The 13,794-nt window shown below is 57.1% G+C and carries 9 protein-coding genes; 6 read left to right on the plus strand and 3 right to left on the minus strand.

Features of this window, described 5'->3' with window-relative positions; genetic code table 11:
- Positions 1-76: 76 nt before the first annotated feature.
- Together AS89_RS0105675 and AS89_RS0105680 are read right to left on the minus strand one after the other, a co-directional pair.
- Positions 77-2,923, minus strand: coding sequence for a M16 family metallopeptidase (locus tag AS89_RS0105675; RefSeq protein WP_010131463.1), 2,847 nt, complete (start codon positions 2,921-2,923; stop codon positions 77-79).
- A 257-nt stretch (positions 2,924-3,180) separates the two neighbouring features.
- Positions 3,181-4,269: a Glu/Leu/Phe/Val dehydrogenase dimerization domain-containing protein gene (locus tag AS89_RS0105680; protein ID WP_010131464.1), complete on the minus strand. Its 1,089-nt coding sequence runs from the start codon at positions 4,267-4,269 to the stop codon at positions 3,181-3,183.
- Between the two features lie 360 nt (positions 4,270-4,629).
- Between AS89_RS0105680 and AS89_RS0105685 the strand changes: the two genes are divergently transcribed.
- The 6 genes from AS89_RS0105685 (at position 4,630) to AS89_RS0105710 (ending at position 11,974) form a co-directional block, all read left to right on the plus strand.
- The gene (locus tag AS89_RS0105685) at positions 4,630-6,585 is read left to right on the plus strand and encodes a VacB/RNase II family 3'-5' exoribonuclease (protein ID WP_010131465.1); all 1,956 of its coding nucleotides are present in this window, start codon (positions 4,630-4,632) and stop codon (positions 6,583-6,585) included.
- A gap of 159 nt (positions 6,586-6,744) precedes the next feature.
- A complete protein-coding gene (locus tag AS89_RS0105690) occupies positions 6,745-8,214 on the plus strand; it encodes an aminoacyl-histidine dipeptidase (RefSeq protein WP_010131468.1) in 1,470 nt (489 codons plus the stop codon).
- A 312-nt stretch (positions 8,215-8,526) separates the two neighbouring features.
- The gene (locus AS89_RS0105695) at positions 8,527-9,339 is read left to right on the plus strand and encodes a hypothetical protein (RefSeq protein WP_010131469.1); all 813 of its coding nucleotides are present in this window, start codon (positions 8,527-8,529) and stop codon (positions 9,337-9,339) included.
- A 238-nt stretch (positions 9,340-9,577) separates the two neighbouring features.
- Entirely contained in the window at positions 9,578-10,225 is a 648-nt protein-coding gene (locus tag AS89_RS16995) for an HAD family hydrolase (RefSeq protein WP_010131471.1), read from the plus strand.
- A gap of 118 nt (positions 10,226-10,343) precedes the next feature.
- Positions 10,344-11,336, plus strand: a complete 993-nt coding sequence (gene rdgC / locus AS89_RS0105705) for a recombination-associated protein RdgC (protein ID WP_010131472.1) — start codon at positions 10,344-10,346, stop codon at positions 11,334-11,336.
- A gap of 86 nt (positions 11,337-11,422) precedes the next feature.
- On the plus strand, positions 11,423-11,974 hold the full coding sequence (locus tag AS89_RS0105710; protein WP_010131474.1) for a DUF4136 domain-containing protein: 552 nt from the start codon (positions 11,423-11,425) through the stop codon (positions 11,972-11,974).
- A gap of 72 nt (positions 11,975-12,046) precedes the next feature.
- Here AS89_RS0105710 and gndA read toward each other — a convergent pair whose 3' ends face one another.
- The gene (gene gndA / locus AS89_RS0105715) at positions 12,047-13,567 is read right to left on the minus strand and encodes an NADP-dependent phosphogluconate dehydrogenase (protein ID WP_010131476.1); all 1,521 of its coding nucleotides are present in this window, start codon (positions 13,565-13,567) and stop codon (positions 12,047-12,049) included.
- Positions 13,568-13,794: the final 227 nt, after the last annotated feature.

Consider the following 13,794-nt stretch of genomic DNA (forward strand, 5'->3'; position numbering starts at 1 on the left):
AAAAAGCCCGGGGTGGTAAACACCGGGCTTTTACGACCAAGGTACGTGTGGGATCGGCCGGCACGCCGGCCCCTTCTTACTGCTCTGTCGGCAGCACCACTACCGGCCCAAGGTTTAGCGCTTCGATATCGTCCTTAATCTTGTCGAGGTCACCAACGATCACCCAGGTGAACTGATCCGGTGCCAGGTTATCCCGGGCCGCCTGCACCACCTGCTCCCTGGTCAATGCGCTGACACGCTGTGGATAGTCCGCGATGTATTCCGGTGGCAAACCTTTCTCGATCTGCCAGGCGATGCTGGAAAGGAGCTGACCTTTGGTCTGAAAACGCGCACTCTGCTTCAGAACCTCATCGTCCTTGTAATCACTCAGCTCGCTGTCTTCGATTGGGCGGTCATTCAGATACGCGTTATATTCCCGCAAAATTTCTTGCATTGCCGCAGCGGTTTTATCTGTCTGCACCGGCGCGATTACGATATACGGGCGCTGCCCTTCCGCATCCATGGAAACCGCCCGCGCGCCGTAGGACCAGTTTTTGTCTTCGCGCAGGTTCATATTGATACGCGAGGTAAATTTGCCGGCAACCGCCGACGCCATTGCATCGAAGGCTTCCGCCCCATCGGCTTGCCAAGGTGGCATCAGCAGGCCCGCCATTACATAGCTCTGCTCGGCACCCGGTCGGTCGAGCAAGAATATACGCGCGCTTTGCGGGCGCTCGACGGTAGCGATCTCCAACGCTGGCAGCGGCTCATCCGGCGCACGCCATTTGCCCAGTGTGGCATTGAGTAGTTTTTCAATTTCTTCCCGATCTACATCCCCTACAACGGTTAGCTGCGCATTGTCGGGGCGCAACCAGGTATTGTGGTAATTCACCAGGTCATCGCGGGTAATGGAAGAAACCGCTTCCGGCGTACCGGAGCCGGTGAGCGGCGCGCTATAAGGGTGATTCTCGCCGTACAGAAGTGGTGGCAGCTTGCGCATGGCCAACCCCTGGGGCTGCGCCTCCTCCTGGCGAATGGAATCGAGCCAGTTGGATTTGACCCGGGTCAAGTCTTCCTCTGGAAACTGGGGGGCGGTAATGACGTCGCGGAACAATTCCAGAGATGGCTTGAGCTGCGACTTCAGGGCACTGAAACTGATGGAGTTGTAATCCAACCCGCTCCCCGTACCAATACTCGCCCCCAGCTCTTCCTGACGGGCACTAAAGCCGAGGCTGTCGTAATCCCCTGCGCCTTCGCTTTGCATGCGCGCCACCACAGATGCGAGGCCCGGCTTGTCGCCATCTACGGATGCACCGCCGCGATACTGCAGCTTCATAAATACCGCCGGCGTATCGTGGCGCTCCGCCAACACAACATTAAGCCCATTCTTCAAGGTGAATTCTTGCTGCTCGGGCAGCTCCAGTTCGACCGTTTTATCGATAGCAGGTAACTGAGAACGATCGACATCGTGCTCCGATGTCTGGTATTTATCTTCAGGGGAAATCACCAGGGTGAAATGCTCAGGCGTGAGCCACTTCTGCGCCGCATCCTGTACATCGTTCACCGACACTTTGGCGTAGTCGTCCAACCCATCGATGAGTGCGGCGGGATCGCCATAGTAAAATTCTGAGCGCGCCAAAATGTCGGTTTTACCACCGAAACCACCAATTTTTTCTAGCCCTTTTACGACCGAGGCAAACTGACTCTGCTTAATACGGCGTAACTCATCCGCGCTGACGCCATTATCGGCGAATTGCCGCAGCTCCTCATTCAGCAGTTTTTCCACCTTCTCTACCGACTGCCCCGGTTTCACGTCGACGGTAATAATGAGCTGTCCGGCAAGCTGGCGTCCGTAGTAATAGGCACTCACACTGGTGGCCACCTGCGCATCCCTGACCAAGCGACGATACAGCAGTGAATTCTTTCGGTTGGCCAGCAATGAGGTCATCAGATCCAGCGCGTCTTCATCGGCGCTGCCAATGGCCGGCACGTTCCAGACCTTGTAAATCCGGGTTTGGGGCACCCGATCGGTCATCTCCTTGCGCTTGTTGACCTGTGTGGGAAGCTCCCAGTGTTTTATTTCCGGCGGCACCGAGGTACTGGGAATATTGCCAAAATACTTGCGCGCCATATCCATGGCTTGCGGCACAGTGATATCGCCGGCAATCACCAAAATGGCATTGGCGGGCTGGTAGTACTCAGAGAACCACTGTTTCACGTCTTCCAGGCTGGCATTGTCGAGATCCTCCATGGAACCAATGGTGCTCCACGAATAGGGGTGATCCGATGGAAACGTGCTGGCAGCGATTACATCAAACGCTTTACCGTAGGGCACATTCTCCCCCTGACGCTTCTCGTTCTTTACTACGCCCCTCTGCTCGTCGAGCTTGTCCTGGCTAATCGCGCCCTTGAAATGCCCCATGCGGTCGGACTCCATCCACATCGCCATATCCAGGGCGCCGACGGGAACCGTTTCAAAATAATTGGTGCGATCATTATTGGTGGTGCCATTCATGTCCGTGGCACCGGAGCGCTGGAAGGGTTCGAAGTACTCACCCGGATAGTTTTCCGAGCCGTTGAACATCAGGTGTTCGAACAAGTGTGCAAAGCCGGTTTTACCCGGGCTTTCGTCTTTTGACCCGACCTTGTACCAGATATTGAGGGCCACCACAGGCGCCTTGTGGTCCTCGTGCACAATCACGGTCAAGCCGTTATCCAGGACCTCTTTGTGGAAAGGCAGGTCAATATCGGGGGCCTCAACGTAGGCTTCGTTGCCGGTGGCAGCCGCTTTACTACTGGCGGCCGCTTTTTTATCGACCTGAAACGCCTTGTGCACATTCTCCTGGCCATCTTCCCCGGATTTTTGCCTGTCACAACCGGCCACGCCCAAGAGGAATACAGCGGTGAGTAGCGGCAAAATCACACGGGAAAATCGCATATCCATTGTCAATTATCCTGGCTCTGGCACTTGCCTGTTCACATGATGAACCGACACAGATTATTCAAGGCGTAATGGGCGGGAGAGAGGGTAGAGATTCGCGATACTGGTCACGCAGCGTGCATGACAGCCGCAAGGCCCGCGCGAGTATCAGTGTAGGCAAAAAAGCGGGCGCCGTAGCGCCCGAAGAATACCTCACAGAGAGACGATAAGTTCGCCAGAGGAATTGGGGAGGTGCCGGGCGCTTGCGCCCGGAAAGAGAATTAAGCCGCAGCAGAGTCTGACGTATTCAACGCGTCCTCGTGACCGAAGCGCTCTTCGGCAACACGGTCTGCGATGTGCGCCGTGGTTTCACCGGACTCTTCGGCACGCTCAAAAACTTCGTGCATGGTGGTAGCAATGGTCTCAATATGCGCTTTCACCTGGTCCGCGTCATACTCGCCCTTCGCCTGCCCGATTTGCTGGTAGTACACGTCGATGATGCCGCCGGCGTTAATTACGTAGTCCGGGGTGTACAGAATGCCGCGCTCTTTCAATACCTGCGCGTGGCGCTCTTCCGCCAGCTGGTTGTTGGCCGCGCCGGCAATCGCACCGACCTTGAGCCGCTCGATGGTCTTGTCATTCAGAATCGCGCCCAGGGCACAGGGCGCGAACATGTCGACATCCAGGTCGAAAATTTCATCTGCGCCGACTGCGGTCGCACCAAGTTCGTTCACCGCGCGATCGATATTTTCCTGGAAGATATCGGTCACGAACAGTTCGGCACCGGCTTCTTTCAAAAGTTTGGCCAGGCGGAAACCCACATTGCCCACGCCCTGAATGGACACCTTCATGCCATTCAGGTCTTCGCGACCCCAGCGGTGCTGTGCCGCGGCCTTCAGCCCGACAAACACGCCGTATGCGGTAGAGGGAGAAGGGTCGCCACCATGCTCCTGCCCGGCAATCACACCGGACACAAATTCGCTGCGCTCGCCAATGATCTTCATATCGGCGACGCTGGTACCGCTGTCTTCCGCGGTGATGTAACGGCCACCCAGTGTGTTCAAAAAATCACCCATCGCATGCAGCAGCTCTGGGGTCTTCTGCTTGCGCGGGTCGCCAATAATCACGGACTTACCACCGCCGAGCTTGAGGCCGGACATGGCAGATTTATAGGTCATACCGCGGGAAAGACGCAGGACATCGTTCAGGGCTTCCGCATCATCGGCATAGGGCCACATACGGCAACCGCCCAGTGCAGGGCCAAGGTTGGTGTTATGTACCGCAATAATCGCCTTCAAGCCGCTTTTGGCGTCGTGGTAGAAAGCAACTTCTTCGTGGTTATCGTAGGCAGGGTGGGAAAAAACACTCATTTTCTTGCCTCTCCGGAGGTCGGATGTTCCACGGCGCCAGACACGGCCGATTTTGTCAGCTCAGTCCGCAACCGCGATTTATTGTAAGTCCCTTAGAATATATCCAGCAGGCGCAGATTTTCATTGCGATCTTTTCCCATCAAGACCATTCGGTATCACAACCATCACCAATTACATCGTTTTTTAGGATAGATCATTCGCCAATAACTCAACCCCTGTGGTGGTCACATTTTCACCGACTTTGTTGAGCAAATTAGACGTTGTTGGACATAGTGCAACTGGCCTGTAAACCATCGTCTGGTAGAATCCGCGCCCTACACTCCTTGCAGTCGATTCACCCAGATTTACAGAGACCTGGTTATGCTCAACGCCGATGCCCTCAAACAGCTGTCGCAGCTGAAGTCCGATATCCGCTCCACCAAAGAATTTGCCGAAGGGCGCGTCCGTGGCGCCAATGGCAAATTTGGCTTCGTGGTATTGGATGATGGGCGCGAGGCCTTCCTGCCCCCGGCCGAGATGGATCGGGTTTTCCCGGGTGACCGCGTCAAGGTAAGCCTGACAGAGGAAGATAAAGGCAAGCTGTCTGCAGAGCTGGACAGCCTGATCTCCACAGAGTTGCAGTACCTGGTGGGCCAGTACGTGCAGCGGGGCCAGGGTCACTTTATCCAGCCCAGCGAGCACGGGTTTTCGCGCTGGATCTTTTTGCCGCCCAAAGCCCGCGGCAAGGCGCAACCCGGGGAGTTCATCGCCTGCAGTATCTCCCGCCACCCCTTCAAAGATGGCAAGTCCCAGGCAAAAGTCGAGAGTGTGATCGGCAAGCCGGATATGGCCGGCATCGAGCATGCATTTGTGGTCGCCCAGCACCGCCTGCCCAACGCGTTCAGCAAAGGCGCCCTCGAACAGGCGGAGGCTATTCCCGCGCAGCTGGAAGGCATCTGCGCAGCACGCAAGGATCTGTCAGAGCTTGGTTTTGTCACCATCGATTCTGCGAGCACCCGCGATATGGACGATGCCATCGCGATCAGCAAAACCGATGCTGGCTGGACCCTGCACATCGCCGTTGCCGACCCATCCAGCCTGATCGAATCTGGCAGTGCCCTGGACAAGGACGCGCTTGCGCGGGCCAACAGTGTGTATCTCGCCGGCGAAACCCTGCCAATGTTGCCTGCGGGCTTGTGCGAGAACAGCTTCTCCCTGCTGGAGGGGCAGCTGCGCCCTGCTTTGGTGATGCATATCGCCGTATCGGAAGACGGCGCGCTAAATGGGTTCGAGTACGAATTTGCCGCAATCCGCTCCCAGCACAAGCTGAGCTACAGCCAGGTTGCCCAGTTCATCGATGGTGATACCGCTGCGGTGCCAGAAACCCAGCATCAAGCGCTGAGCGAACTGAATGCACTCAGCAAGGCGCGTGCACAGTATCGCTCCGGTCACTCTCTGGTAATGGAGGACCGCCCGGACTACAACCTGATTTTGAATGAAAAGCGCAAGATCGATCGCATCGAAAAGCAGGAGCGTACTTCTGCCCAGCGCATGGTGGAAGAAGCCATGCTGGCCGCGAATATCTCGGCGGGTAAAAAACTGGCCGAGCTCGGTGCCGGCTGTTTCTCCATCCATCTGGGTTTCCGCGACGAACGCATGACCGAGATCCGCGCCCTGCTGAAAGACGTGATGCCGGAGTACGCAGAGCAGGACCTGCATCAGTTGAACGTTTACCTCGACCTGGTAAAAACGCTGGAGGCGGATGAGGACGCAGAGAAGAAGAATACGCTGGCCGTGCTGAAGCGCATGCTGCGCCCGGGTGAGCTGTCCGGTGATGCCGCCGCGCACCTTGGCCTGGGCATTGCCCACTACGCCACCGTGACGTCGCCGATCCGTAAGTACAACGACCTGCACAACCACCGCGTGCTGCGCGCCGCCGTCGATCAGCAGCCTCTCCCGACCCTTGCCAGCGAACACAGCGAGGCGCTGCAACAGAGTGTCACCACCGGCCGCCAGGCCGACCGCGCCCTGCAACAGTGGCTCTACTGTCAGTACCTGGAAAGTAAGATCAACGAAGACTTTACCGGCAAAATTACCCTGGTCAACGGTGCTGGCATCGGCGTACGCCTGGACGACAACGGCATCAATGGATTTGTGCGCTTTAACAGCAAAAAGAATCCGTTCGACTTCGACGGCAAGCGCCTGCGCATTACCCGTGGCGAAGAGCAATTCCAGCTGGACCAGGAAGTGCGCGTGAAAGTGAGCTCCGTGGATACCGACAAGCGACGCATCGCGTTGGAGCTGGTCGCGGAAGCCGCTGCAAGCGAGCAATCCTGAACCTGGCCCTTGGACCTTGACCCCAGGATTGCACACCCCAAAGACTGAACCTCCAGCCGCGGGCCACAAGCTCGCGGGTGCTTTCGGCCCTACCCACCGGCCGTATCCTCTGGCCGCCTGCTCCCGTTGTAGCAGGCGGCCTCACCACAAGGAAAACACATGTCGAGCATCGCTGAACTGAACCCAACGCCGCTATGGAAACACTTTGCAAAGTTGTGCGAGATCCCGCGGCCGTCCAAGCATGAAGACCAGGTAGTGGCGTACATTGTCGATTTCGCCAAAAACCGCGGACTCGACGTCAAGCTGGATCAGGTCGGCAACATCATTCTGAAAAAGCCCGCGACTCCGGGAATGGAGAATCGCAAAATCCTGGCGATGCAGAGCCATGTCGACATGGTGCCGCAGAAAAACGCCGACACCGAGCACGATTTCCTGACCGACTCCATCAAACCCTATGTGGATGGCGAATGGGTAACCGCAGAAGGCACCACCCTCGGCGCCGATAATGGCATCGGCGTAGCCGCAATTCTGGCATTAATGGGATCCACCGACATTCCGCACCCGCCGCTGGAAGCCCTGCTGACCATCGACGAAGAGGCGGGCATGACCGGTGCGAAACACCTGCAGCCCGGTCACTTTGAAGCGGACCTGCTGCTGAACCTGGATACTGAAGACGAAGGTGAGCTGTACGTGGGCTGTGCCGGTGGTGTCGATATCAATGTTTCCCTGCCCTACTCCGCCGAAACCCTGCCCGCCGGCCACCAGGCGTTCAAGCTGAGCGTGCGCGGACTGCGCGGCGGCCACTCCGGGCTGGATATCGACAAGGGGCGCGGCAATGCCAACAAAATTGCCAACCGAATTATTGACACCGCGCTGCAGCAAATCCCGGCGCTGCGCATCGCCAGCCTCGACGGCGGCAGCCTGCGCAACGCGATTCCGCGCGAGTCGTTTTCCCTGATTACCGTGCCCGCGGAACAGGTGGCGCAGCTGCAGGAAATTTTCCAGCAGGTCATTGCCGTCATAAAAGCGGAACTGGATAACGAACCGAAACTCGATATCGCGCTGGAAGCCAGCGATGCGCCGGCCAGTGTGATGGATAGCGAAGCGCAGCTAAAGCTGATTCGTGCAATCCGCTGCTGCCCCAACGGCGTGGAGCGCATGAGCACCGCACTGGAGGGGATTGCCGACACGTCCAACAACCTGGCGCGCGTCGTCACTGAAACCGAAAATGGCACCGCGCAGGTACGCATCCAGAGCCTGGTGCGCAGCCTGTCCGACAGTGCGCGGGACGAGCACGGCCAAAATGTGGCGGCTGCCTTCCAGCTGGCGGGGGCCAATGCCGCACTGGAAAATGCCTATCCGGGCTGGACACCCAATATGCAGTCGCCGCTACTGGCGCTGATGAAGGATGTTTACAAGGATATGGAAGGTAGCGAGCCGGAAGTCAAAGTGATTCATGCGGGCCTCGAGTGCGGCCTGCTGGCCAAGCCATACCCCAACTGGGACATGGTTTCCTTCGGCCCCACCATTCGCCGCGCGCACTCCCCGGAAGAGCGGGTTCACATCCAAAGTGTGGCGAATTTCTGGGATTATTTCCTGAAAGTCGTTGAAGCCATTCCGCAGCGGTAGCAGGCATATCAGCGGCCATGAGTCGCGTAATATCTCCTTTACACTCAGGCCCGGACTCAGCGCCGGGCCTTCTTTCACGGTAACTTTTTACTTCAACTCTTTTTAGCCTCGACTCTTCGCTTCAACCCTTCACTTCAACCCTTCACTTCACCCCTTCATCTCAACTCCTTACTTTCTCTACGCCCCGCTGCTTCCGCCAGTAACCAAGATGTTTAGAAACCCGCCTAAATCCCGCCATTTCGCGCAACTTTCAAGATTTCAAACTACACTATTTTGTTGACCCGCCTGTTCCACTACCCGAAGAGTGACGGCATGAAAATAATAAATCTGGCAGTACTGGGAATAGTTCTCGCGAGCGTGCTTAGCCTTGTCGGCTGCGCCAATGAAACAACCTACGCCAATCGCCCATTGCTTGAGCCAGACCAGACCATCAAGCCGATTTACGGGCAGCCCACCGTGTTCTCCGAGGGAGACAACCTTGTCGCGCTAGCCGTTGACGAAAACACCTACCGCGCACGAGACAACGTCGTTTTTCTGCGACTGTGGGTATACAACGGCACCAGCAATGCGTTCGCCCTGGGGCACGCCCATGTCACGGCCAGCGCAGAGCCACAAGGCGAGCTCACCCCGCAGGCGACCGCAGCCGCACAAGTGCCTTCGCTGTCGCAACAGGGTTTCAATCGCTGGCGCAAAGAACATACACGGCGCAAGATCCTCAGCATCAACGAGTACCGCAAAGGATCCGTCGTCACGTCTCCTTATCTGGCCTCCCACGGCATGGAAGTGATAAAAGAGCAGCACAATGACGCCAGTATTGGTCTGCCGTTTGCTCTTGGGTTTGATGAGATAGCCCGCGATGCCACCGGCCAAGGAAAACTCATAGATACCAACCCGTTTAGCCGGCTGGTGCGCGAAATCACCTATCGGCGCACCACCCCCAAGCATCGGCATATATTTTCAGCGCAGGAGCTGTCCCCGGGTGAGATACAGGGTGGCTTTATTGCCCTCGATGTCGCGGCGTTACCCGCTGACAGCAAGCGCCATATTGTGGTCGAAGTCCAGGCGGGAAATGAGACACACCAATTTGTGATCGAACAATCCTCTTTAACCGACCCTGCAACATAATCCTGCTGCAACCGGTATGCCTCCGTACTTTGTATCCCAAAAGGTGTGGATGCATGTAAAAGATGACAAATTGATTAGATGATTTGTAAAAGTCTTTGCGAACCGCCCCAACCATTGAACAACTTGCTTCTTCCCAAAAGCCCGGCTTCACACCCGGGCTTTTTTGTATTCCGTGTCCAGACGGGAGAAAATGCCAGCGCGTACTGCCCGCAATATCTGAAATAACCTGGAGCGTTCGATGGCACGGTATGAGTGGTTGCTTTTTGACCTGGATGGCACCTTGAGCGATCCTGCGGAAGGATTTGTGAACTGCATGAATCACGCGCTGGTATTCCACGACCATGCGCCGCGAGCAGCCGCAGAACTGACACCGTACATTGGCCCTCCGCTGGAACATACGATCGGGGATCTTACGGGCAGTACTGACCATGCCTTTGTCCACTCCATGATCGACAAGTACCGGGAACGTTATAGTGAGGTTGGCTACGCTGAGAACACCCTGTACCCGGGGGTTCAGCAAATGCTGGAGACGCTGCGCGAAAACGCGCGTATTCGACTCGGTGTCTGCACGTCAAAGCGCGCCGACTTTGCCACCCGCATTCTCGAGCAGTTCAACCTATTGCCGTATTTTGAGTTTGTCAGTGGTGGCGATGTGGGTATTGGCAAATGGCAGCAGCTTGGCAAGCTACTCGCGGAACACACTATCGGTCGCGACACGCTGATGATCGGCGACCGACACTTTGACCTCAGTGCCGCGCACAAGAACCAGCTGATCTCCGCGGGCGTGCTGTGGGGCTACGGCTCACACGCAGAGCTGCAGGAGCATCAGCCCACCTACCTGTTTGCGCACCCACACGAAATAGGCGATCAGTTCCGCCACCTGTAAACGCATGACCAATGATCCTGCTTTGGCCAGCGCATCTGCTGGCCCCTGTTTCGCAGCTGACGCATAATGCCCAGCCGCTTTAAGCATACTGATTAAAAAACAGCGAACGGCCTGATTTATGTGGTTTAAGAACCTGCGCGTCTACCGCCTCACCCGAGAATTCACCCTGTCCGCAGAGCAGCTCAACGAGATGCTGGAACCGGATACCTTTACCCCTTGCGGCAGCCAGGATATGGCGCGCTACGGCTGGGTACCCCCCCTCGGACGTCACGGCACCGAGCTGGTACATGCCGCCAATGGCTACCTCATGGTGTGCGCCAAGAAGCAGGAAAAAGTGATCCCTGCGGCAGTGGTTAACGAGAAAGTCGAGGAAATGGCGCTGGCCATTTCGGAAAAGGAAGCCCGCAGTGTGGGCCGCAAGGAGCGGCAGAACCTCAAAGATGAGGTGCTGCTGGAAATGCGACCGAAAGCCTTCGCTCGTTCGCGCCTGCAATTTGCCTACATTGACCCCAAAGATAACTGGATCGTGGTCAACGCATCTTCCGCGAAAGCGGCGGAGGAACTGCTGGAAAATCTGCGCGAAGCCATCAGCAGCCTGTCGGTGGTTCCGGTCACGGCAAAAAATATTCCCCAGCAGTCCATGACCCACTGGCTGACCGCCCCAGAGGCGCCCACCAATTTCGAATTCGGGCACGAATGCGAGCTGCGCGACCCGCAGGAGTCCGGCAGTGTCATCCGCTGTAAAAACCAGGACCTGTGCGCCGAGGAGATCCACAATCACCTCGTCGCTGGTATGCAGGTGCACAAGCTGGGCTTGATCTGGCGCGATGGTGTGGAACTGATAGTGGACGATCAGCTGGCAATCAAGCGCCTGAAATTCAGTGATGAGGTGACCGAAAAGGCAGACAATGTGGATGCGGATAATGCCGCTCAGCGTTTCGACATTGAGTTCTCGGTGATGACGGTGGAAATCTCCGCCCTGTTAAAAGATTTGCTGGTCGCCTTTGGTGGGCTCAATACCGATACCGCCAGCGTGGATGAGATCGTTGCCCGCGCCAGCCGCGAAGAACGCGAGCAGCAGACGCAAAGCGAAGTGGAAGAAGTCGTTTAGTGACTCTTTAGTTTCGCGTGTGAAAGTGCGCCAATCCCGGTCTAGTCTGAACAGGAAACCCTGTTTAACACCGTCGGGATTGGCCTATGACCCTCCGTAGATTCTCCCTGTTCCCCCTGGTCGCAGTCACCATCGCAGCCCTTATGTCACTTTGTGGCTGTGCCAACAACACCACCTCTCAGCAATCCGCCAATATGGCGCAATACCAGACCTTCGGGTTTGTGCCGCAGAGTGGTATACCGAGCCGCGCCACCAGCCTTGCCCACAGCGCGGTGTCGCAAGAGTTGATGTCGCGCGGCATGAGGCCGAGCGATAACCCCGATGTGTTGGTCAACGTGCATGTGTTTGCGAACCGCCAGGTAAAAATGCCCCGAAACTCGAGCCTCGGCTTTGCCGCCGCACGCTACCCATTTCTTGAGGAATACTACAGCAGCTTGCCGCCTGGCTATCACGCCAACGTGAGCCAGTATACTGAGGGCCACCTCACTGTGGACATGCTCGACACCCGGCAGAAACGTGTGGTTTGGCGCGGCCAGGCGAACAAGCCAGTAACACGCCGGGTGCTCAACAACCCAACACGGGCAATGGATCAGGCCGTGGGAGAAGCTTTCCGCAGCTTCCCTTCGCAACGTCGCTAAGCGACGACTAAAAATGTGCGCGTAAAAAAATGGCCGCTAACAGCGGCCATTTTTATTTGAGCGGTCACACGCTCACAGTTTTTTCATCGGCCGGCCAGGCTCACTCCACAAGACGTGGTATTTCTCCTGCTCGGGCCGATCCACACGTGAGAAGGTGTGGGCACCGAAGAAATCGCGCTGTGCCTGCAGCAGGTTCGCTGGCAGGGACTCACGACGGAAAGCATCGTAGTAGCTAAGTGCCGAAGAAAGCGCTGGAACCGGGATACCACCGATAGTGGCGTCGGCCACCGCGCGGCGCCAGTTACCCTGGTGCTCGGCAATCTGCTGGATAAAGAAATCGTCCAACAGCAGGTTGGACAGTTTCACATCGCGCTCGTATGCATCACTGATCGATTGCAGGAACACCGCGCGAATAATGCAACCGGCCCGCCAGATTCTCGCAATCTCGGCGAAATTCAGTTGCCAGCCCTGCTCCCGCGCGGCCAGCTTCATCAGGTCGAAACCCTGCGCATATACGCAAATCTTTGCGCAGTAGAGCGCATCGTGCAGCTGCGCGATCACTTCCTTGCGCCTTTCTTCCGCAACCGGGGCAATTTCCGGTCCAATCAGTTTTTTCGCCGCGCGCCCGCGCAACACCTTGCGCGTGGAAAGCGAGCGGGCAAACACCGCTTCCGCAATGCTTGGCGCCGGACAGCCAACTTCCAGCGCGCTCACCGCCGTCCACAGACCGGTCCCCTTCTGACCCGCGCGATCCAGAATTACATCCACCAGTGGCTCGCCGGTTTCAGAGTCGCGGGTATCCAGAACTTCCGCACTGATATCAATCAGGTAGCTGTTCAGCACCCCTTTGTTCCACTCGCGGAACACTGCGGCAATCTCGCTCGGAGACATTTCCAGCGCGCTGCGCATCACATCGTACACTTCGCAAATCATCTGCATATCGGCGTATTCAATACCGTTATGCACCATTTTCACGAAATGTCCTGAGCCAATGGGGCCAATGTAAGCGGCACAGGGCTCGCCCTCTTTCACTGGATTACCTGGCTCGAATCGTTCAATGGACTGGCCACTGGCCGGGTCGACTTTTGCTGCAATCGCATGCCAGACAGGCTCGATGCGCGCCCAGGCGTAGCGGTCGCCACTGGGCATCAGCGACGGCCCGAAGCGCGCCCCTACCTCACCGCCAGAAACCGCAGTGGTAAAGAAGATCAGCTTGCCCTCGTAACGCTTGCAGCGCTGTACTGAGTCGGTCCACAGGCTGTTACCGGTATCGATTACAATATCGTCGGCCTGAAGGCCGGCATCCAGCAACTTGTTACAGACATCGTCGACCGGAGCGCCGGCCGGCACCGACAGAATTACCAGATGGGGCGCCTTGGTACGGGACAGCAGCTCGGTGTAGGAGTTGCAAACCTCAACCCGGGCAGGCTGGTCACCACGCTCTTTGGCATCCTGCTCCAACAGGTCTTCCAGACGGCTGTGGTCTAGATCGAAGGCACACACGCGGTATCCGTTGTCCACCAGGTTGAGGATCAGGTTCTTCCCCATCACGCCGGCGCCAATAAAGCCGATATCGCATAGTGTTTCTGACATGTAATTCTCCAGTGCGCAGGAATCGTGTATTGCCGCGGGGCTCAGCTGAACGCCGCTGCTCGCTCAAAGGGCGCGGAGTATAGCAATCGAAAAGGCGCTTCGGGAGCGCATTTTGATAATGTGGCCATTGTAGTAATACCGCAGGGGGTTCACCGGTTTCTCACCACAGGGTTACGAGGGTACACTTCAGCCCTGACCAATGGGCCGGGAACCATCCCCGGGCCTTT

The sequence above is a fragment of the Microbulbifer agarilyticus S89 genome, assembly GCF_000220505.1.
Lineage (GTDB): Bacteria > Pseudomonadota > Gammaproteobacteria > Pseudomonadales > Cellvibrionaceae > Microbulbifer > Microbulbifer agarilyticus_B.